Origin of the sequence: Pseudomonas sp. PSPC2-3 (genome assembly GCF_049898265.1) — a bacterium.
GTDB classification, from domain to species: domain Bacteria; phylum Pseudomonadota; class Gammaproteobacteria; order Pseudomonadales; family Pseudomonadaceae; genus Aquipseudomonas; species Aquipseudomonas veronii.
Genome location: NZ_JAFCXJ010000003.1, coordinates 46,395 through 65,788, shown reverse-complemented (window position 1 = coordinate 65,788; position 19,394 = coordinate 46,395). Strand labels below are relative to the sequence as shown.

At 56.6% G+C, this 19,394-nt stretch carries 17 protein-coding genes and 2 pseudogenes; 10 read left to right on the top strand and 9 right to left on the bottom strand.

Features of this window, described 5'->3' with window-relative positions:
• Window positions 1-98 precede the first annotated feature (98 nt).
• On the bottom strand, window positions 99-317 hold the full coding sequence (locus tag ACP7E3_RS07640; RefSeq protein ID WP_169865217.1) for a hypothetical protein: 219 nt from the start codon (window positions 315-317) through the stop codon (window positions 99-101).
• A 214-nt stretch (window positions 318-531) separates the two neighbouring features.
• Between ACP7E3_RS07640 and ACP7E3_RS07635 the strand changes: the two genes are divergently transcribed.
• From ACP7E3_RS07635 to ACP7E3_RS07625, 3 genes are all read left to right on the top strand, one after another.
• Window positions 532-774 (top strand): hypothetical protein, encoded by a 243-nt coding sequence (locus ACP7E3_RS07635; protein WP_169865220.1) that lies wholly within the window; start codon window positions 532-534, stop codon window positions 772-774.
• A 467-nt stretch (window positions 775-1,241) separates the two neighbouring features.
• A complete protein-coding gene (locus ACP7E3_RS07630; protein WP_017844470.1) occupies window positions 1,242-1,658 on the top strand; it encodes a hypothetical protein in 417 nt (138 codons plus the stop codon).
• A gap of 15 nt (window positions 1,659-1,673) precedes the next feature.
• Entirely contained in the window at window positions 1,674-2,162 is a 489-nt protein-coding gene (locus tag ACP7E3_RS07625; RefSeq protein ID WP_102618051.1) for a hypothetical protein, read from the top strand.
• Window positions 2,163-2,312: 150 nt separating this feature from the next.
• On the opposite strand, the gene ACP7E3_RS07620 is transcribed toward ACP7E3_RS07625, so the two are convergent.
• Together ACP7E3_RS07620 and ACP7E3_RS07615 are read right to left on the bottom strand one after the other, a co-directional pair.
• Entirely contained in the window at window positions 2,313-3,254 is a 942-nt protein-coding gene (locus ACP7E3_RS07620; RefSeq protein WP_426122756.1) for a DHH family phosphoesterase, read from the bottom strand.
• Window positions 3,255-3,673: 419 nt separating this feature from the next.
• Window positions 3,674-4,675 (bottom strand): zinc-dependent alcohol dehydrogenase family protein, encoded by a 1,002-nt coding sequence (locus ACP7E3_RS07615; RefSeq protein ID WP_046384790.1) that lies wholly within the window; start codon window positions 4,673-4,675, stop codon window positions 3,674-3,676.
• 109 nt (window positions 4,676-4,784) lie between these two features.
• Here ACP7E3_RS07615 and ACP7E3_RS07610 point away from each other — a divergent pair, with 109 nt between their 5' ends.
• A complete protein-coding gene (locus tag ACP7E3_RS07610; RefSeq protein ID WP_079442786.1) occupies window positions 4,785-5,663 on the top strand; it encodes a LysR family transcriptional regulator in 879 nt (292 codons plus the stop codon).
• A 64-nt stretch (window positions 5,664-5,727) separates the two neighbouring features.
• Here the strand turns inward: ACP7E3_RS07610 and ACP7E3_RS07605 are convergent, their stop codons facing one another.
• Entirely contained in the window at window positions 5,728-6,552 is an 825-nt protein-coding gene (locus ACP7E3_RS07605; protein WP_079442785.1) for an AraC family transcriptional regulator, read from the bottom strand.
• Between the two features lie 129 nt (window positions 6,553-6,681).
• Here ACP7E3_RS07605 and ACP7E3_RS07600 point away from each other — a divergent pair, with 129 nt between their 5' ends.
• The 6 genes and pseudogenes from ACP7E3_RS07600 to ACP7E3_RS07575 all read left to right on the top strand — a co-directional run bounded on the left by ACP7E3_RS07600 (window position 6,682) and on the right by ACP7E3_RS07575 (window position 13,428).
• Window positions 6,682-7,200 carry a carboxymuconolactone decarboxylase family protein gene (locus ACP7E3_RS07600; protein WP_017844477.1) on the top strand — a complete coding sequence of 173 codons (519 nt, stop codon included), beginning with the start codon at window positions 6,682-6,684 and terminating at the stop codon, window positions 7,198-7,200.
• Window positions 7,201-7,506: 306 nt separating this feature from the next.
• Window positions 7,507-8,661: a Fic family protein gene (locus ACP7E3_RS07595; RefSeq protein WP_108525214.1), complete on the top strand. Its 1,155-nt coding sequence runs from the start codon at window positions 7,507-7,509 to the stop codon at window positions 8,659-8,661.
• Between the two features lie 12 nt (window positions 8,662-8,673).
• A pseudogene (locus ACP7E3_RS07590) lies at window positions 8,674-9,177 on the top strand (hypothetical protein); the annotation flags it as partial.
• A 388-nt stretch (window positions 9,178-9,565) separates the two neighbouring features.
• Entirely contained in the window at window positions 9,566-11,107 is a 1,542-nt protein-coding gene (locus tag ACP7E3_RS07585) for an AAA family ATPase (protein WP_426122752.1), read from the top strand.
• A gap of 446 nt (window positions 11,108-11,553) precedes the next feature.
• Window positions 11,554-12,570: pseudogene (locus tag ACP7E3_RS07580) on the top strand (HAMP domain-containing protein); the annotation flags it as partial.
• Window positions 12,571-12,633: 63 nt separating this feature from the next.
• Complete coding sequence (locus ACP7E3_RS07575; RefSeq protein ID WP_371928141.1) at window positions 12,634-13,428, top strand: methyl-accepting chemotaxis protein; 795 nt, start codon at window positions 12,634-12,636, stop codon at window positions 13,426-13,428.
• A gap of 104 nt (window positions 13,429-13,532) precedes the next feature.
• Here ACP7E3_RS07575 and ACP7E3_RS07570 read toward each other — a convergent pair whose 3' ends face one another.
• The 5 genes from ACP7E3_RS07570 to ACP7E3_RS07550 form a co-directional block, all read right to left on the bottom strand.
• Window positions 13,533-14,885, bottom strand: a complete 1,353-nt coding sequence (locus ACP7E3_RS07570; protein ID WP_046384795.1) for an OprD family porin — start codon at window positions 14,883-14,885, stop codon at window positions 13,533-13,535.
• Between the two features lie 351 nt (window positions 14,886-15,236).
• Entirely contained in the window at window positions 15,237-16,568 is a 1,332-nt protein-coding gene (locus tag ACP7E3_RS07565; RefSeq protein WP_057005651.1) for an ABC transporter substrate-binding protein, read from the bottom strand.
• Window positions 16,569-16,616: 48 nt separating this feature from the next.
• Window positions 16,617-17,684, bottom strand: coding sequence for a branched-chain amino acid ABC transporter permease (locus ACP7E3_RS07560; RefSeq protein ID WP_046384797.1), 1,068 nt, complete (start codon window positions 17,682-17,684; stop codon window positions 16,617-16,619).
• Window positions 17,685-17,706: 22 nt separating this feature from the next.
• Window positions 17,707-18,588, bottom strand: coding sequence for a branched-chain amino acid ABC transporter permease (locus tag ACP7E3_RS07555; protein ID WP_169865240.1), 882 nt, complete (start codon window positions 18,586-18,588; stop codon window positions 17,707-17,709).
• Window positions 18,589-18,590: 2 nt separating this feature from the next.
• Window positions 18,591-19,391, bottom strand: a complete 801-nt coding sequence (locus tag ACP7E3_RS07550) for an ABC transporter ATP-binding protein (protein ID WP_046384799.1) — start codon at window positions 19,389-19,391, stop codon at window positions 18,591-18,593.
• Window positions 19,392-19,394: the final 3 nt, after the last annotated feature.

Sequence of the window (19,394 nt, the reverse complement as noted above, 5' to 3'; positions counted from 1 at the left end):
GGCTTGTTCAAGGTCCACCAGCAAGCGCGCGACCTTGAGCGGCGATGGGCTGCTCGCAACGATTCGGTCACTGTCTGCGGTTGGCCGAGAGCTGACGCTTAGTGAAGATGGAAGAGCTTTAAGATCAGGCCCGAAGCTTTCTCACCGTCGGCCTCGTAGAGGCCGCGCAATGAAGCTTGATCGGTGAGTTTGTGCAGGTTGAAATGGTTATAGAACGCTTGGCCCAATCGCTGATGCTCGAAGCTCCCTATGGCCCACAGCCGGATGAACTCCTCATAGGCGGCGCGTTCGATCTGCAACGACAAATTGCTTTCCATCTTCAGGCAGCCACATTAAAGGGACTTAAGCGTACAAACGGTCTGTCAATCCTTCAAGCTCGACCCTTTCACACGGACAGGCGCCTTTCAGCCAGGAGCGGACGTCCAGCCCACCACTTTTCTTCAGGCAGAAGCTGCAAACAGGAAGGCAATCTTGAAAAGGATTTAAACTCGCCTGGTGGTGTCCCAGACGTCAACATACGGAAATAGATTAGTGCAGATTCATATTATCTACACCCGAACAGTCATGTTGCTCTCCAAGCATCCTTACCAATCATGGAGAGAAATTCAAAATCAGTACTCTGACTACATGGCTTCGCTCGGCCCTTGGGAAGAAGATACGGTCATCGAATACCTTGCAGATGAATACCCAGAACTTTCCCCGCATCCGCAAGAGCAAGTCAATGCGTTCATAGCGGATACTCAAGAGGCAAGAGTACTTACTTTTGCCGCGTAAATCGTCTTAGCGAGCATTCTCAGAAGCTCGCCCTCGACGTCCGCTTTGGGTCGATTTCTACCGTCGCGATCGACAGAAGTTAGCCATCAATCCCCAGTGACTAACCCAGAACCTCGACAGCCATGCACTGACCCGCCGAGGAGCGGGTGCAAGGTCATCGCCAGCCGTTTCGGCATTGAGGTTGCCATGCCTGCAATCTCGAGAACCTTTTACTCCGTGGTTTCGCCAAGGCGATTTGAGGCTGCTGTCGCGGCAGTTATTTCGAATGGCTCTACTGCTAATAGCGTAATGGCAAGTTGCCTTTATTTGCTTTGTCTATCCTCCCACTCGCCTGACCGAGATGCTTTGCCAAGGTCCTCGCGACCACGAGGCTCAAGGTGGTTCGGCACCACGCCTGCAGGTAAGCGTGTGGGGTCGACATAGGGCACGCCCGACGCTTGCGTCGAAACCTTACAAGGAGTTCTCTCATGGCAATTCCTACCACCAGTTGTGACGTCCAGGTGCAAATCTGGGTCGACGACAATGCAGTGACCAATGGCTCCACCGCTGGGGTCTATCTGGTCGATAACCGTATCTCTGCTGGCACCACCCACGAAGGCACCGCCAACCTGAATACTGCTGCGTCCAAAGGCAGCAATGTCTGCTGGCAAGTGTTCCTGATCAATCCCAAGTCGACCTCGCAGGTCTCCATTGCCGCCTTCGGTAACTCGAGCGCCTGGGGCTTCAGTGGCCAGCCGCAAACCGCTTCGGATAACGCGAGCGCGTACACCGGCACCGTGCAGAACGCAGGTACTGCGTCCTACCCGGTATCCCTCAACGTACAGGTGGCGGGCGGCTCCGGTATCACCGTGAAGCTCAACCCCAGCGTGACTGTCTCTGCCTAAGGAAGGAGCACGACAATGAGTGGCCAAAAAAGTACTGCCCAGGTGTGGACGGCTGATTCGCAGGTGCTTGCCGGCATCGCCAATCCGCAAACCGCAATCACCATTGCCATCGATACCGCATATGTACTCGGCACTGGTGGCGGGGACATTTCCACCGGTGTGTACATGTTCGACAATCGTCTGAGCAATGACAGCAGCGGCGAAGGAACGCTGGAACTGCGCACCCACTGCAACATCGGGGACTACCTCGGCTTCGAGGTGGTTCCGATCGATCCGAACGCTGGCGACACGGTGTCCATCACCGGCTTCCAAATTTCCCAGGGCAGTGTGTTCGGCAGCGATGGCTACCCGATGCAAGTCGGTGCCGCAGGTAACTATTGGGTGGGCCTGGCTCGCAACGCATCGTCTCAGACCACCTACCAGATCCAGGTCAAGGTGACCTCTGGAGGGCTTCGGCCATCGACACGTTTCATCCAATGGGACCCCTACATTGGTACGAACTGATTAGCTGAACCCGCGGAAGGAGCGTGGCTCCTTCCGTCCCCTACCCCTAATAGCCCCTAGTTCCCAGACACCTTTGAATGACGTCTTTTGGCGGTGGATTCAAGCAGTTACGACAGGCAGAAAACAGCCAGAAACAGCCCTTCGACGTGGCTACAAAACCAGAGGGGGTTTACTCATAACCGAGATGCGCTCCAAGCCCAACTTCAACAGTTCCTTACGTAGCAGCGCGCGCTCAAGCACAGCCATTCCGGCATGCCATTCGATCGACAGCAATTGGCTCAACTTTTGTTGACTGACCAAGGGCTCAGCCAGAAAGTAGCTTCTGCACTCGCGGATGCTGATGACGTTCAACAGCCAGTCGCCCCCCTGCGCCGCCAACCAGTGACCGATCGTTGAACGATGCGTTCGGATCAGCGCACTGGCATCCCACACCGCCATCTGCGCAAAAACCTGCGGCAGGTTGCTATCGGCTTTCAGCCGCTTCATATCCACCGCCAATGCGCTAATCAGGTCCGACTCGATAGTGGCTTGGCACTCGGCGAAATACCGCTCAGGCCAGTCCGCTTCCAGTTTCGCCCGCTGTGCGAGGACTTCATAAGCCCGAATATCCGATTGGGTGGTCAACTGCCCGGTGAAATTCAGGGTGTTGTCCAGAATCGCCGTGGCCAGCAACACCGCACTTTTTTTGCTGATCAGCGGCAACAGCTCTGCCGACTCCCAACGCTGAAAAATCAGAGTCGCCGCTGCGCCGATCGGCAGGATGTCCGCCGCAGATCCGAGCTTCTGCGCCCAATAGTTTTCAAAGCCTGGGTGATGGTCAATGACCTCCACCACCTGTTCAAGCACCACCGCCGGGTCGAAATGTTGGTAGTCGGAGACATCCACCAACACGAACTCATCACCCGCCCTCGGCAGATAATCGTCCAGAGAGGATTGCCATCCAAGCACGGTCTTGGAGATGCTGGCATTGAGCGGGGCGCTACTGACGGCCCGAGCATCAACGCCCTGGAGATTCAACAGCTCGGCGTACGCAATGCAACAGGCATACGCGTCGATGTCCAGGTAGGCCGAGCCTGAGGTCACCACCTTCATGACACGTGAGCTGCCGAGACAGTCGAAGGCCGCTTCAGCGCTTGGGCGATCCCCTCCAGAAACCGTTCATACGCCAATTGACACGGTTCTTCGTCGATGGAAATGCGCAGCGTGGCCGCGGCTGTTTGCGACAGAATCTTCGTCAATACACTGGATGGGATTTTGCACCCGCCCCCACCACTCTCAGACTTATCCATGCGCTGACAAAACATCGACATTAAAATCAATTTTCCATATTTAAAACAGCGTATTAGCGCACTGAAACACTCGGTTGCGTCCTATTTTCCGGCGACCAAACTCGCATGGGTTGATTGCAAAAACATGACAAAATAAAGGCATTTTGAAGACCGGCGAATGTGAGTGCGTAATGCGGTATGAACCATTCACGGAGGGCTGCACACCGTTGAAGTCGTTGGGGACTATTCGCTCACCAAATGGATTACCGTCTTGCCCTTGCCGCGGCCTTCCGCGACCTGGCGAAACGCTTCGTTGACTTCATTCAGTCCAAATGGCTGCTGATCTATCCGGATCGTCAGTTGCCCGGCATTTGCCAGCGCGGCGGCCTCGCGCAGGATAGCCCCGTGGTTTTCGCGCCCCTTGCCTGTGAGCAACGGCGTCAGAGTAAATACGCCCGAGTAGGTTGCGCTTTTAAACGACAGCGGCGCGAGGCTGTGCTGCCCCCAACCCAGGCAGCTCAGTACGTGCCCGGTATAAGGCTTCACTGCCTTGAACGCCGCATCCAGGGTGCTGCCTCCCACCGTGTCGTAGACGATGTCGAAACCTTCCCCCGCCGTATGCTGCTCGACATAGTCATCTACGCGCTGCGCACGGTAGTCAATAGCCGTTGCACCCAGTGAGCGAATGAAGTCGAGACTCGCCGCCGAACCGGTGGCATAGACTTCGGCACCGCGAGCCTTTGCCAGTTGCACAGCCACTTGGCCGACCCCGCCTGCGCCGCCATGAATCAGCACACGTTGACCTGCACGGACATTGGCGCGATCCACCAACCCTTCCCACGCAGTAATGAATACCAAAGGCAATGCGGCCGCCTCACGCATGTCGAGTCTGTGCGGCTTTAACGCGATCAGACGTGCATCCACAGCAATGTACTCGGCCATAGTGCCCTGGGCGCCGCCGATCCCGCCGGCCATACCGAAGACTTCCTGGCCAGGGGTGAAGCCTTCAACCGCCTCGCCCAGTCCGATGACCGTTCCGGCGAGGTCCAGGCCGAGTACTGCCGGCAGCGCCTGACGGGCGTGGGCGCCTGCGCCGATCGCGATCTTGGTATCGAGAGGATTGACCCCCGCGGCGTGAACCCTGATCAGGACCTGCCCTTTACCTGGAACAGGGCGAGCGATGTGGCGGACGGTCAGAGGGACCTGGGCAGATTCGGCGATAGCGGCAAGCATGGTGTGATTCATGACGCAAACCCTATGATTGAATGGACGCTTACAGGTTGCCGCGCTTTCATTGTTCCGATAAGAAACTGAATTTGCATATGACTTATTCCACAAAGAGGCCTAATTGCCGATGGACCTGTTCGACAACATGCACATCTTTGTACGCGTCGTGGAGCGCGGGTCGTTTTCTGCGGTAGCTCGAGAGCTGAACATGGGGCAGCCGGCAGTGAGCAAGCAAGTCCGCGCACTGGAACAGTATCTGGGCGGGCCATTGTTCGCCCGCAGCACCCGGCACCTGGCCCTGACCGACCAAGGGCAACGCTTCTACAGCCACTGCCAAGAAATTCTCGGCCACCTCGAAACCGCCACGCTTAGCTTTGCCTGCGGCCAGGAGCAGATCGCAGGCCCCCTGAGAGTAACGGCACCGGTCAGTTACGGGAGGTTGTGCATAGCGCCGCTGGTAGGGACGTTTCTGCAGCGCTATCCCGATGTCCGGATTGACCTGCGGCTGAGCGATTACAATGAAGACCTGCTCAAGGAAAACATCGACCTTGCGATCCGGATCGGGACGGTCAAGAGCGAGGGATTGGTGGCAATGTCTCTGGGTACCAGCACGCGGCGGGTCTATGCCGCGCCCGCCTATCTGGATCTACACGGTCTGCCACGCGAGCCCGATGACCTGACAAGCCACAACTGCATCGGTTTCACGTTGCTGGAGCACTATGACACCTGGCACTTCAAGCACGGTGCAGGAGAGTTCGATGTGGCAATCAAAGGCAACGTCACCAGCAACAGCAGCGATGCCATCCGTGAAATGGTCCTCTGCGGCCTGGGCATTTCTCTTTCTCCAGAATGGCTGTTCGCAGCTGACGTCGAACAAGGCAACGTTCGTAGTGTGCTCAACGATTATCAGAACACCGCGCTGCCTGTAAGCGCCGTGTTCAGTCGTGAGCGGCGACATTCAGCGCGGACGATGGCGTTCATCGATTTTCTCCGGGCACACCTGTGAGGGTCTCCACACTGAGCCCAGGACCGTGATCATTCCCGCGATTGCGCCACCAATCGGTTAGACGTCATCCCCTAGTGTGCTGGAGCCATTCCTTCGGGCTTGCACCAACTTTGCGCCGAAAAGTACGGGCTAACGCAGACGGACTTTCATAGCCAACCTCATCGGCAATCAACGCGATGGGGCGCCCTTCACGCAGGCGTTTCTGCGTCAAGCTGATTCGCCAGTTCGCCAGATAATCTGCCGGGGTACTACCCACCGTCTCGCGAAAGTGCGCAGCAAAGCTGGCGCGTGACATACCTGAACGATCCGCCAATTGCGCCACGGACCAATTGCGCTGTGGTTCGTTGTGGATGCCTACGAGCGCGCGGGACAGCTGAGCATTAGCCAATCCGGCCATCATCCCTGACGCAATGCTACGACTGGCGATGAGGTGGCGAAGCAGTTGAATCACCATCAGCTCGAACAGACGATTGAGGATGACATCACGGCCACACTCGTCGCCGAAGGCTTCTTCAAATAGCCAGTCGAGGGTGCCACTCAGCCCCTGCAGTTCACGAAGTGGCTTGATGATGAAGTCCGGTAAAGCCAGAGTCAGGGGATTATTCGCCCCGCCATCAAATTGCAAGGTTGCACAGACCAACTCCGCTTCATCTGCTTCGATCGCCAGCAACTGATGCTCCTGCGGGCGCACCGCCAGAATCAGGCTGGGCTCCGTCAACTCAATGAGCTGGCCGCGCTTGTCCCTTAGGGCCAGGCGTCCCGAACGCAGTAAATGTGCGTGTCCGAAACTGCCCTGCCCATAGAGGTTGGTTGTTCCGCAAAAACCACCCTGGTGAAACGTGGACGCATGCAGATTGAAGTGTTTAAGCAGTGTCGATAATCGGTCCATAGCTCGCTCAAATTTAGACGATCTGTTGCATAAGTTCGACGATCTGAATCCGAAAGGAAAGTCTGCCTCCCTAATATTGACACCAGGCTTGATCGACAAGCCGGCTAATCAATCTACTGGAGAATTACCATGACTCGTATCGCGGCTCTCTCGCTGGACCAAGCCCCTGCTGGCTCGCGCGCTGCTCTTGAAGGTATCCAAAAAGGTCTTGGGTTTATTCCCAACGTATTTAAAACCCTGGCTCACTCCCCGGCCGCATTGAGTGGTTACCAGAGCCTCGCTCAGGCCTTGGGTAAAACCTCACTGAGTGCCGTTGAGCGTGAGGTCGTTGCCCTCGCTGCGTCAGAGGTCAACGGTTGCGACTACTGCGTGGCCGCACATGCATTCTTTGGTGCCAAGGCTGGCTTGAGCGAGGAGGCCGTTGGCAAAGCACGCATGGGCACACTCAGCGCGGTCGCGGCTCTGGCGCATCAAATCACCGAAAGCCGCGGACAATTGAGTGATGCCCAGATCACCGCAGCGCACAACGCCGGTCTTACCGATAGCAAGATCGTGGAGGTGGTGGCACAGATCACGCTGTTAACCCTGACCAACTATTTGAACAACATCGCCGCTACCGATATCGACTTCCCGCCATCGTCAAACTAACGGCTATTTCCGTAGCAGTTTCCAGCACCTGCAATACCAAGGTCAGCCCTTGCTGCTGACCTTGAAGGCCTGGCGGCGATTCATGACGCTCAAAGGCCCCATCAGTCAGACCTGCCGAAAGCACATCCTCGCCATGCCCTCCGCTAACCATCGAGACTTCTCACTTAATCATTGCTCATTTTTGAGTTAGCTTAAGCCTGAATTCAAGATAATGTTTAGCGCACTCTAAGCAAACACCCTTAATTACGGTAGCTTCCCTGATTTTTTTCAAGATAACCTTTCGGCCGGCTTGAGATATCTTTCCATATGCCTACATTTATCCATCACGACCTTGAGCTTCTCAATCCGTCCTTTGACTCGGACCTTGTCGATGTACTGAGCGAACTGGAGCATCTGCGTCGCCTAAGGCTTGAAGGTGATACGCCGCCGCAGGTGTTCTACCAACTCAAATCGCTTTTCCATGCACTGGAAAGCCTCGGTTCTGCCCGCATAGAAGGCAACCACACGACGTTGGCGGACTATATAGACAGCAAGGTCGAAGGTAAGGCCCAGGACACGGACCCGTTGCGCGAGGTGGCCAATATTGAAAAGGCGATGGACTACATTGAGCGGATCATGGCGCCCGGCGCAGCGCTGACCGAGCAGATGATTCGAGAGCTGCACGCGATGACCGTCGACGATCTGGTGCGTGAGGGCGACAAAACGCCCGGAGCCTATCGCAGTGGAGAGGTCAGAATATCTCAGTCTGATCACCAGCCTCCTGACTTCATCCACGTTCAAGCGTATATGCAGGAACTTGTCGCATTCGTGAATCACGAAGCCCCCCCGAAATACGACCTCATGAAGGTTGCGCTCGCTCACCATAGATTTGGATGGATACATCCATTCGGCAATGGCAATGGCCGCGTGGTCAGGCTGCTAACCTACGCACTCCTGATCAAGTATGGTTTCAACGTCAACGCCGGCGGCCGTGTCCTGAATCCTACGGCCGTATTCTGCAACGATCGTGAGCGCTATTACGCAATGCTTGCCACCGCCGACAAAGGAACAAAGGACGGACTGGAGGCGTGGTGTACCTACGTGCTGGAAGGGGTTCGTGAGGAGCTGGAGAAAGTCGATCGCCTCACAGACTACGCATACCTGACCAAATGCATACTCGTGCCTGCCGTGGCCTTCGCACGCGAACGCAAATGGATCACGGAGACAGAGGAAGCAGTGCTATTGGCCGCAATAAAACTGAAGGTCGTAAAATCGGCAGATGTAGCAGCCGTACTCCCACAGCAGTCGAGCAATCAACGGACTTACCTGATCAAAAAGCTGGTGGACCAAGGGATGCTTCTACCGCTGAACGCCGGCGCGAGGCAGTACACGATCGGTTTTTCCAACAACTATCTCATTCGAGGTGTAATCAAGTCCCTCAGGGAGCAAGGCTTCATACCTGAGCCGCTGGAAAGACCCTGAGCATCGATTACATTTCTAGAACTGCAGGAGATCGTACAGACCCACCCGGCGAAGCTATTACGCCCCTGGAGCGCATTTTACGCTCATCAGAAAACTACAGCCGACCCGCAGACGTCGCCTTGGGAACCAGCGAAGGTAAACGAATTCCATGACTCGCTGGAAAGCACGTCGTCCACCCATCGTGAGCTCTGGAATCTGGCAATCGATCCTCTTCTGGACTTAAAACACGATTTAGAAGATAGCGACTCGAGCTATGCTGAGATTTTACTCCAGACCAATCAGGAGGCGTCCATTCGGAAGTTCATCGGTAAATGGTTGAGAAATCATGCAGCAGGATATTACGTCGTTCCTCAGGAAGAGCAGCTTGCCGATGACATACGTCCGGATTATCGATTCCAGAACAGCCAGCCCCACGCGCCCGTACCTGTCGAACTAAAGCTTTCGCAAAACTGGAGCGGTTCCGAGCATTTCGAGCGACTTGAGAACCAACTCTGTGGGGATTACCTACGCGACGTACGAGCTCAGCACGTCCATTGGTATCACCGAGAATGAATCTGGGTACAGCCCTGTGAATGCCTCAACTGATTCTATAATGGAGAAGAATAGCCAAGCTTGAGGCACATAGTGTCCAATGCGCCTATTGAATCTTTCTCAGCTCAGCGGCTGGCAGGTAGTTCAACACGCTCATGGCGGAGCTTGGAAGACGCGAGAGCATTAAGCCCGGCGCAGCCTATCAGCCCACCCGAGCGAGGGGTTGTGAAGCAATCTTTTGCAGATCGCCTAAAGGCCCAAGGAGTCATGGAAAAGTATCAAGGCCTGCTCGATAGTTTCCGAAATTTGTGATACGTATAGCAAATCGCCACATGGCCTTTCGGCCAGTGCTAAGTCAATGTTGGGAAAGCCGATGAAGTACAGGGAAAGTAATCTAGATAAGAAATTACGAAAGTGGTTTTGCAATGACAATACCAAGGCTCTACTTCGAAGCATTCAAATCTCAACTGGCGGCATTCGCGGGCTAACGTCATTCAAGGTAAAACTCGACTATCCGATCACCGCATTTGCCGGAGTTAATGGATCTGGAAAGTCAACTATGTTGGCGCTCGCCGCCTGCGCCTATCACAATAAATTGGACGGTTTCAAACTTCCGAAACGCACTAGAAGCTATTACACGTTTTCCGATTTTTTCGTGCAGCACTCAGAAGAAATTGCTCCTCCTGGAGTAGAGATTTGGTATAGCTTCGCTCATAACAATTGGAAAAGCGCACCTGAAGGAATTGCATCACAAGTACGAAAAAAGAAGGCTGGCGGCAAGTGGAATGACTATGACACCAGAATCAAGCGGACGGTGGTATTTTTGGGGATTGAGCGTATTGTTCCTCATGCTGAGCGCAGTCAGTCACGATCTTACTCCCGAGCATTTAAAGACTTGAGAGTTCATGGCTGGGAGCAAAAGGTGAAGGATGCGGTCGGTTATGTCCTTGGTAAAAGATACGATGATTATCGGCAGCTGGAATACAGGAAGTACGGCCTTCCAATTGTGAAGGTTGGAGATGTTATCTACTCAGGTTTTAATATGGGCGCAGGTGAAAACGCGCTATTTGATATATTTTCCACAATTTATGCTTCCGGTGAGGGGGCCTTATTAGTTCTCGACGAAATTGAGCTTGGCCTCCATGCGAAGGCTCAAAGGCTATTTATTGAGCGTTTAAAAGAAGTTTGCATGAGTACAGGCACTCAAGTTATATGCACAACACATTCAAAGCAAATATTTCAATGCCTACCTGACGACGCTAGGTTTTATATTGAGACAAGCGGGGCGAAAACGAAGATCACTCCCGGAGTTTCAGCAGAGTTTGCGTTCTCAAAAATGGGGGCCATTGGCGAGAAAGAACTCGAAATATTTGTTGAGGATCCAGTTGCAAAAGTAATGATCGAAACTGTGTTAGATGGAAATACCCGCAGCAGAGTAAATGTCACACGTATAGGCTCTGCCGCCGCAGTGGCTCGCCAGTTAGCAGCCAACTATTTGAGAAACGAGCACGCAAATATACTTGCTATATACGATGCTGATCAGAGAAAACTCCAAGCTAAAAATATCGAACATGCCAAAAATATGGCAGAGCGAAAAGATGATGAAATAAACAAATGGCTGCTTGCACGAACAACCTATCTCCCAGGCGATACATGGCCTGAAGCTTGGCTTCTGCAAAAGTGCAGCGAAATACCTCAAAAGCTCGGCATCGAACTAGGCGTTGATCCAGAGCGCGCGTCCACAATTATCGAATATGCATTGCAAGCAGGTAAGCATGAGGAGTTTGCCGAAGTTGGTGAGCAAGTAAATCTAGATCCGGAGCGATGCCTCATATTGGTGTGCGGCATTGTATATAAAAACTTCCCTAACGAATTCGATGGCTTAAAAAATACGATCTCACTCATGCTACCTTGAGATGCTGAACTGAGGACTAGCCAGGTTTGGTCTTAGCGAGAGGCGATTGGATGCATGGAATAAAAGCAGGTGATTAGAGCAGCCCAAATGACAACGTTAGGAAATTCTGTGTGGTGGCATTTGGCCTTAATTCATACCCTGCTCGAGGCTAGATGGGTTAAGGTGCGTCGCTGGGTAAGCAAAGCCTCACAAGGTAAGACGCCACAGATTTTCTGGACGCACAATTAAAAACCGAATGAGCGGAAATCCCCCGCCGCTGTGCAGCAGTCTATGACGCCCCTCAAGAAGCCCGCCTCCTGCGGGCTTTGTTGTTTCTGGCGGTCGCTCCTTGCCCCCTTTACCTTCCTCCGTCGCAGTAATCGGGCTCTTCGCATCTCAAGGTTTGCTCGGCTCCAGCCGATACGCTTCCACAGTCCCCGCAAAAGACCTAGCGAACTCAATACGCCATGAATAAAAGCCTTCGTTTCAGTCATAAAATTCTTTTGGCCGTGTCGCTGATAGTGATGCTCGCCTTCACCCTGTTCACGCTGTACAACGACTATCTACAACGCAATGCCACCCGCACCAGCCTGGAAAACTATTTGGCTGAAATGGGTGAGTCGACCTCCACCAATATTCGCAACCTGCTGGAGGGGCGGATCAATCTGGTGACGAACCTGGCGCAGAACATTGCCAGGGAGCCTGCCAATGCCGAGACGCTGATGGATGAAAGCGTCCTGACCTCAAATTTTCTCACCGACTACCTAGGCAAGGTCGACGGCAGCTTCAGTATTCGTCCGGACACCAAGATGCCCGATGGCTATGACCCGCGCTCCCGGGCTTGGTACAAGGACGGTATGAACGCCAGCGGCGCCATGCTGACTGAGCCTTATATTGATATGGCCACCAACAAGATGGTCATTGGTGTCATCAGCAAGGTTTCCAGCAACATCGGTGTGGTCGGCGGCGATCTGGCGCTGGATGGCCTGGTGGAAATCATCAACTCGTTGAACTTTGGCGGCATGGGCTATGCCTTCCTGGTCAACGATCAGGGCAAGATCCTGGTCCATCCGGACAAAGCGCTGGTCATGAAGTCGCTTTCAGATTTGTACCCTACACACACACCGAAACTTTCCGGCGAGCTGACCGAGGTCCAGTTCAACGGGCAAGCCCGCTTGCTGACCTTCGCACCGATCAAAGGTCTACCTTCGGCCAACTGGTACATCGGCCTGTCTATTGATAAAGACAAGGCTTACGCAACGCTGAGCAAGTTCCGCTATTCGGCGGTGATTGCCACCATCGTTGCGGTGGTCATCATCATCGTCCTGCTGAGTCTGCTGATCCGCGTATTGCTCCAACCGCTGCACGCGATGACCCGCGCAATGGAGGACATTGCCCAAGGCGAAGGTGACCTCACCAAACGCCTGGTCATCCACACGCATGACGAGTTCGGCATGCTGGGCAATGCGTTCAACCGTTTTGTCGAACGTATTCACACCTCGATCCGAGAGGTCTCGTCGGCGACCGAGCACGTCAACGAAGTGGCAATGCGCGTGGTCAGCGCCTCCAACTCATCCATGCTCAACTCCGACGAACAGGCTAGCCGAACCAACAGTGTGGCCGCCGCCATCAACGAACTGGGGGCCGCGGCTCAGGAAATAGCCCGTAATGCGGCTGAGGCCTCGCACCAGGCCAGCGACGCGCGCGGGATGGCCGAGCAAGGTCAGCAAGTGGTGGAGCGCAACATCGGTGCAATGAATCAGCTGTCGGAAATGCTCAGCGCCTCAAGTACGAATATCGAGTCGCTGAACAGCAAAACGGTGAATATCGGGCAGATCCTCGAAGTGATCACCAGCATCTCCCAGCAAACCAACCTGCTGGCGCTCAACGCGGCCATCGAAGCCGCCCGGGCGGGTGACGCCGGGCGTGGGTTTGCCGTGGTGGCCGATGAAGTGCGCAACCTGGCGCACCGCACCCAGGAGTCGGCGCAACAGGTGCAAACGATGATCGAGGAGCTGCAAGTCGGCGCCCGGGATTCGGTCAGCACCATGGGCGAAAGCCAGCGCCACAGCCTCGAAAGCGTAGAGATCGCCAACCAGGTCGGCGAACGCTTGAGCAGCGTGACCCAGCGCATCGGCGAGATCGATGGGATGAACCAGTCGGTCGCCACCGCCACCGAGGAGCAGACCTCGGTGGTGGAGTCGATCAACATGGACATCACCGAAATCAACACGCTCAATCAGGAAGGCGTGGAAAACCTGCAGTCGACCCTGCGCGCCTGCGCCGACCTGGAACAGCAGGCGGCACGCTTGAAGCATCTGGTGGGCAGTTTCCGTATCTGACCGGTTCCAGGCACCGATCCATAGACGTCCACGGCCGCCTATGAATCCCCAAGAAGCCCGCCTCGCGCGGGCTTTTTGTTGCTGCCATGCCACCGATGGCGCGGTTACAGCATGCGCAAATCCAGCGGGTATTCGACGATGACCCGCAGCTCGTCAACGTTGGCGTCGTAGTTACCGAAATCGCCTCCCACCCGGTGCGTCGCTTGCAGTACTTGGAGCTTCAGGTCCTTTGCCGGGCCGCTCTGAACGATGTAGCTCGCCCAGAAATCACGCTCCCAGTGCTTGCCGTCACTGACGCTGTTGAATGCCGTGTAGCCGCCCGTTGCTCGCGTGCCATCAATGTTGTCACCACGCAGGTAACGGCCCGTGAGGCTGAGCCCCGGCAGCCCTAACCCGGCGAAGTCATAGGTATAACTGGCCTGCCAAGAGCGTTCGTTGGGGTTGTTGAAGTCTGACCATTGGGAAGCGTTGTCGAGTTCCAGGTCGTAGGTGTTCCACACATAGTCGAACGGCGAGTCACCGCGCACTTGCTCGTATGCCAGCAGAAAACGGTTGAATCCGACATTCAGCCCCAGGTGCGTGCTCCAGCTGTCGTTATCGATCTTACCCAGCAGGGCGTCGCCACTGTCGCGGGTGCGATAGTAATTGAGCCCCGTATCCCAAGTGATGGTGGGGGTCAGCCGTTGCTTGAAGTCGACCCGGGCGAAGGACTGGTTCCAGACGTTATCCAGGCGGCTGGTGTGCAGTTTGAAACTCCAGTTGTCGTTGAAGCGATAATCCGCACCGATGTACTGCACATTATCCGCCCCGGTCAAGCGACCACCGTAGACCGTGCCCAGGTCACCGCTATGGTTGACGCCGCTGCGATCGCTGGACGCCGTCAATTTGCCGCCCTCGATCTTCAAGCCGGCGATGGAGGTGTTGTCGAAGATCAGACCGGTCAGGGTTTGCGGCAACAGGCGGATATCACCGGCATGGAGTACCGGGCTGGTCGGGGACACATCGCCGTATTTGACCACCGTATCGAACGCCCGCACCTTGACCGCGCCACCGGCCTTGCCCCACTCATCCTTGGGCTCGCCGTTGTTATCGCCTTTGCGCGGAATCAACCCCGGCCCGCCGACACCGTTGCCCACCACGCCATCACCGCCGTCGAGCTTGACCCCGAACTGCCCGTAAGCATCGACCCCGAACCCCACGGGGCCCTGGGTAAAGCCGGATTCGAAGCGCCCGATGACCGAATGGGCCCATTCCGCCCGGCGGCTCTGGCGCGCCCCCGTGTGAGGGTTGGTTGCACTGCTGCCATTACGGAAATCCTGACTGAAATAGAAGTCCCGGTTGAGAATGTTCAAATGGCTATCTTCAATAAATCCATTTTCATTTTTATCACTGGCGGCCCATGAATAACCGGGCGCGGTAACGGCAAAAAACGCAGACAAAGCAGCTACTTTACGCATGTTGTTCTCTTCAAACTGTTAAGGAGGGAGGGCGGCAAAAAATGCTGATCCTGCCTTAACATTCCGAAAATCATGCCAATACAACAAATACTTATATTTCAATTAGTTAAATAAAGTTATCCACTATTTATCGCATGTATTAATCCGCACTTTGCGCGTCCGCTGTTGCACTGCAAACACTTGGCACAAGTTGAACTTGTGCTGTCGCCTATACAAAAAAAAAAGGAAAGGCTTGTGGCCTTTCCTTTGTGTTACGCCGCGCAAGGCGGGGATCGACTGTTCGTAGAAAACAACGACCCGCTCGCCCCTCGACAAGGGAGGGTTGGCTTGCAGACTCTGGCTTAACGGACCTTATTGCTCCTGGCTGCAATTGCGCGGGCTGATGCCTTTTTCCTTGGCGTACTGGGCCGCGGAAGCCTCGATGATCGGCCGCAGCAACGCACGGTCGGCCTGGACCCAGTCGCTGATCAGGTTCCAGCGCTGGCCGTCCCATTGCTGAAAGCGCACCGCGCCGCCGCCTTCATGATCGGCGCACGACAACTTCAACGGTTGCACCAGGCCCTTGGCGCCCAATGCCTGCAACCGCGCATCGTCGAGGTTCAGGTGTTCGAAGCCCCAACGCACCTGCTCGCCGGTCAACGGCTTGGCGCCGTATTTGGCCTGCGCAAGGCGCACGGCTTCGACGTTGAGAATGCCGTTCACCACACCGAGGTTGTAGTACACCGTACCGAAACGCTTCGGATCGGCCAGGTTGCCCTTGCCGGCGTCCACCACGCTTTGCTTGATGCCCTGCAGCACCGGGAAATCCGTCCCGGAAGGGTGCGTGGTGATGGAAATGAAGCCCTTGGCGGCCGCGCCTGCCGGCACCACGTCCTCTTCCGAGTTGCTCCAGATGTTGCCGATGATGTGATCCACCGGGTAACCGACCTTTTGCGCCGACTTCAGCGCCACCGGATTCATCACCCCCCAACCGCGCAGGATCACCCAGTCCGGCTTGAGGCGACGGATATTGAGCCACTGCGATTGCTGCTCGTTGCCGGGGTGCGGCACTTCCAGCAGGGTCAGTTCGAAACCGGCGTTTTTCGCTAGGGTTTCCAAGACGCCATTGGTTTCCTTGCCATACGGCGAGCCGTGGTACAGCACGGCGATTTTCTTGTCTTTGAGTTTGTCCGCCCCACCTTCGCGCGTGCCGATGTAGTTGATGATCGCCGAGACTTCCGAATACGGGTTGAGCTGCAGCGGGAACACGTAAGGGAACACGCTACCGTCGGTGGAATCGGTGCGGCCGTGGTTGATGGTGATCAGCGGCAATTTGTCGGCCGTCGAACGGTCCAGCGTCGCGTAGGCGATGCCCACCGACAGCGGGTTGGTCGCGGCGGCTGGCGCGCCGTTGAGGCCGCCTTTGAGGCGCTCGTAGCATTCGACGCCCTTCTCCACCACATACTCGGTTTCGCACTCGCTCCAGGTCAGCTTGACGCCGTTCACCCCACCCTTTGCGTTGATGTATTGCAGGTAGTCGATAAACCCGCCGAAGAAGCCGGTGCCACCGGCGGCGTAGGGGCCGACCCGATAGCTCTGCAAGGGGAAGTACTGTTCGTTGTCGGCGTGAGCGCCGGCACTGAGCCCGGCGGTGATCAAGGCCAGGCCCAATAGCAGGCGGCGCAGCGGTGTGCGGTGAGTCATGAAGGCAGTTCCTCGTGAACGAAGGATGGGGGTCAGGGATGAGAACAATCAGTAACGCAGCGGCCAGATCCGCGCCCGTTGGCGAAAGCGTTGCCACAGTCGGGCCAGGCCCTCGGGTTCCTTGATCAGAAAAGCGATGATCAACGCGCCAAAGAGCATTTTCTGCAGGTTTTCCAACTGGCCGGAATCGATCAGCCCACCGGGCAACAGCCCGAAGAGGTTGGCCAGCAGAATCGGGAACAGCACGATGAAAGCGGCGCCCAGGACATTGCCGAGCACACTGCCCAGGCCGCCGATAATGATGATGAAGAGCACTTGAAACGAGCGGCTGAGATCGAAGCCGTGGGGCTCCACCGTGCCCAGGTAGGCAAACGCCCACAGCGAACCGGCAACCCCCAGGTAGAAGCCACTGATGGCAAACGCCAGCAGCTTGGCCTTGAACAGGCGGATGCCGATCACAGAGGCTGCGGTGTCCATGTCGCGCACGGCCATCCAGTTGCGGCCCAACTCGCTGCGCACCAGGTTTTTGCCCAGCCAGAACAGCACCACGACCACCGTCAGGGTCAACAGATAACGCCCACGGGGCGAACTGAAATCCAGCCCCGCGATCAGCAGCGGTGGCGAGGTGATGACCCCGGAAGCGTTGTCGTTGGTGAACCAACTGAACCGGGTCAGCACCCACTCCACCACGAACTGCGCGGCCAGGGTCGCCACCAGCAGGTAAAAACCCTTGATCCGCAGGCTCGGCAGCCCGAAGGCCACGGCCACCAGCGCAGCTATTACCCCGCCCAGCGCGAAACTCACCAGCAACGGCAAACCCGGCACGCGCAATTGCAGGTTGTAGGCCGCGAACGCACCCACCGCCATGAACGCCGCCGACCCGAGGGACAACTGCCCGGCATAACCGGTCAACAGGTTCAGCCCCAGCCCCGCCAGGGACAACACCAGCAGCGGCAGCAGAATCGCGCTGAACCAATAGTCATTGCCCAGCCAGGGCACTGCAATGAAGGCAAACCCTAGCAGCAGCCACAAGCCCACGCGGTCCTGGCGCAAGCGGAACGTGCGCCGTTCCATCGCATAAGAGGTGCTCAGTTGACCGGCTTCTCGATAAAGCATGGAGGCATTCCTTGAAAGAAAATCAGACCCGTTCGATCGCCCGCTCGCCGAACAACCCGGCAGGCCGCACCAACAGAAACAGCAAGGCGAGGACGTAAGGCACCCAGTTTTCGATGCCGCTGCCGATGATCGGGCCGAGGTAAATCTCCGCGATTTTTTCCGCCGCGCCGATGATCAGCCCGCCGACAATCGCCCCGCCGATGGAGGAAAAACCGCCGATGATCAACACCGGCAAGGCCTTGAGCACCACCAATGACAAGGAGAACTGCACCCCGAGGCGAGCGCCCCAGAGCAACCCGGCCACCAGCCCGACAAAACCCGCCACCGCCCAGACCAGCGCCCAGATGCGTGGCAGGCGGATGCCAATCGCCAGGGACGCCAACGGATCGTCGGCAACCGCGCGCAGCGACAGACCGATGCGGGTCCGGTTGAACAGCAGCGACAGGGCGATCACCAGCGTGGCGGCCGTTCCGGCGGCGAACAGGTCGAACTGCGAAAGCAGCATGCCGCGGATTTCCAGCGGCTCGTCGGCAATGCCCAATTCCAGACCATGGACTTGAGCGCCCCAAAGAAACTGCGCAAACCCTTCGATCAGGTAGGACAGCCCAAGCGTGGCCATGAACAGGATGATCGGTGCGCGATTGACCAACGGCCGCAGCACCATTTTTTCGATCAGCAGCGCCAGGACCACCATGCTCGCCAGGGTGATGACAAAGGCCCACACGAACGGGAAACCGCGTTCGAGCAGGCTGACAAAGGTCAGCGCGGCGAACAGCACCATCGCCCCCTGGGCGAAATTGAACACCCCGGAGGCCTTGTAGATCAGGACAAAACCAATCGCCACCAGGGAGTACATGACGCCCGCCAGCAGCCCGCCAATCAGCACTTCGAAGAAAAATTGCATGTTCAGTGGCTCTCCGCACGGGAACGCCGCGTGCCCAGGTAAGCAGCGATCACATCGGGGTTGGCGCGCACTTGCTCGGGCGTGCCATCGCCGATTTTGCGGCCGTAATCGAGCACCACCACGTGGTCGCACAAGCCCATGACCACCCCGATGTCGTGCTCGATCAACACCACGGTGGTGCCGAACTCGCGGTTGATGTCGCGGATGAATTGGCTCATCTGGCCCTTCTCTTCAGCGTTCATGCCGGCCATGGGTTCATCCAGCAGCAGCAACCGGGGCTGCGCAGCCAGGGCGCGGGCCAGCTCGACGCGTTTCTGCAAACCGTAAGGCAGCGTGCCCACCAGCACATGGCGCCAGGGGTGGATGCGCAGAAACTCGATGATGTGTTCGGCGTGAAGGCGCTGCTCGTCGTCCTCGCGAGGCGCACGGCCCAGGCGCAGCATCTGCTCGACCCAACTGCTGCGGCGCTTGAGGTTGCGGCCGGTCAGCACGTTGTCGAGCACGCTCATGCCCTTGAACAGCGCGATGTTTTGAAAGGTCCGCGCAATACCGCGCTCGGCGGCCTGGTGCGGGCGCATGCGCCGCCGGGCCTGTCCGGCATAGGTGATGCTGCCGCTCTGGGCCTGGTAGACGCCATTGATCACGTTGAGCAGCGAACTTTTGCCCGCGCCGTTGGGGCCGATCAATGCACAGATTTCCCCGGCCTTCACGGCGAAGCTGATGGAGGTGATGGCCTTGACGCCCTTGAACGACAGGGAGATGTCATCGAGCCGCAGTAATTCGGATTCAGTGGTTGCGCTCATGGG

Excerpts from the sequence above, each read along its gene's own strand:
- ACP7E3_RS07640 (WP_169865217.1), bottom strand. The coding sequence starts at position 317 with ATGGAAAGCAATTTGTCGTTGCAGATCGAACGCGCCGCCTATGAGGAG.
- ACP7E3_RS07630 (WP_017844470.1), top strand. The coding sequence starts at position 1,242 with ATGGCAATTCCTACCACCAGTTGTGACGTCCAGGTGCAAATCTGGGTC.
- ACP7E3_RS07625 (WP_102618051.1), top strand. The coding sequence starts at position 1,674 with ATGAGTGGCCAAAAAAGTACTGCCCAGGTGTGGACGGCTGATTCGCAG.
- ACP7E3_RS07620 (WP_426122756.1), bottom strand. The coding sequence starts at position 3,254 with ATGAAGGTGGTGACCTCAGGCTCGGCCTACCTGGACATCGACGCGTAT.
- ACP7E3_RS07615 (WP_046384790.1), bottom strand. The coding sequence starts at position 4,675 with ATGAATCACACCATGCTTGCCGCTATCGCCGAATCTGCCCAGGTCCCT.
- ACP7E3_RS07610 (WP_079442786.1), top strand. The coding sequence starts at position 4,785 with ATGGACCTGTTCGACAACATGCACATCTTTGTACGCGTCGTGGAGCGC.
- ACP7E3_RS07605 (WP_079442785.1), bottom strand. The coding sequence starts at position 6,552 with ATGGACCGATTATCGACACTGCTTAAACACTTCAATCTGCATGCGTCC.
- ACP7E3_RS07600 (WP_017844477.1), top strand. The coding sequence starts at position 6,682 with ATGACTCGTATCGCGGCTCTCTCGCTGGACCAAGCCCCTGCTGGCTCG.
- ACP7E3_RS07595 (WP_108525214.1), top strand. The coding sequence starts at position 7,507 with ATGCCTACATTTATCCATCACGACCTTGAGCTTCTCAATCCGTCCTTT.
- ACP7E3_RS07585 (WP_426122752.1), top strand. The coding sequence starts at position 9,566 with ATGAAGTACAGGGAAAGTAATCTAGATAAGAAATTACGAAAGTGGTTT.
- ACP7E3_RS07575 (WP_371928141.1), top strand. The coding sequence starts at position 12,634 with ATGCGCGTGGTCAGCGCCTCCAACTCATCCATGCTCAACTCCGACGAA.
- ACP7E3_RS07570 (WP_046384795.1), bottom strand. The coding sequence starts at position 14,885 with ATGCGTAAAGTAGCTGCTTTGTCTGCGTTTTTTGCCGTTACCGCGCCC.
- ACP7E3_RS07565 (WP_057005651.1), bottom strand. The coding sequence starts at position 16,568 with ATGACTCACCGCACACCGCTGCGCCGCCTGCTATTGGGCCTGGCCTTG.
- ACP7E3_RS07560 (WP_046384797.1), bottom strand. The coding sequence starts at position 17,684 with ATGCTTTATCGAGAAGCCGGTCAACTGAGCACCTCTTATGCGATGGAA.
- ACP7E3_RS07555 (WP_169865240.1), bottom strand. The coding sequence starts at position 18,588 with ATGCAATTTTTCTTCGAAGTGCTGATTGGCGGGCTGCTGGCGGGCGTC.
- ACP7E3_RS07550 (WP_046384799.1), bottom strand. The coding sequence starts at position 19,391 with ATGAGCGCAACCACTGAATCCGAATTACTGCGGCTCGATGACATCTCC.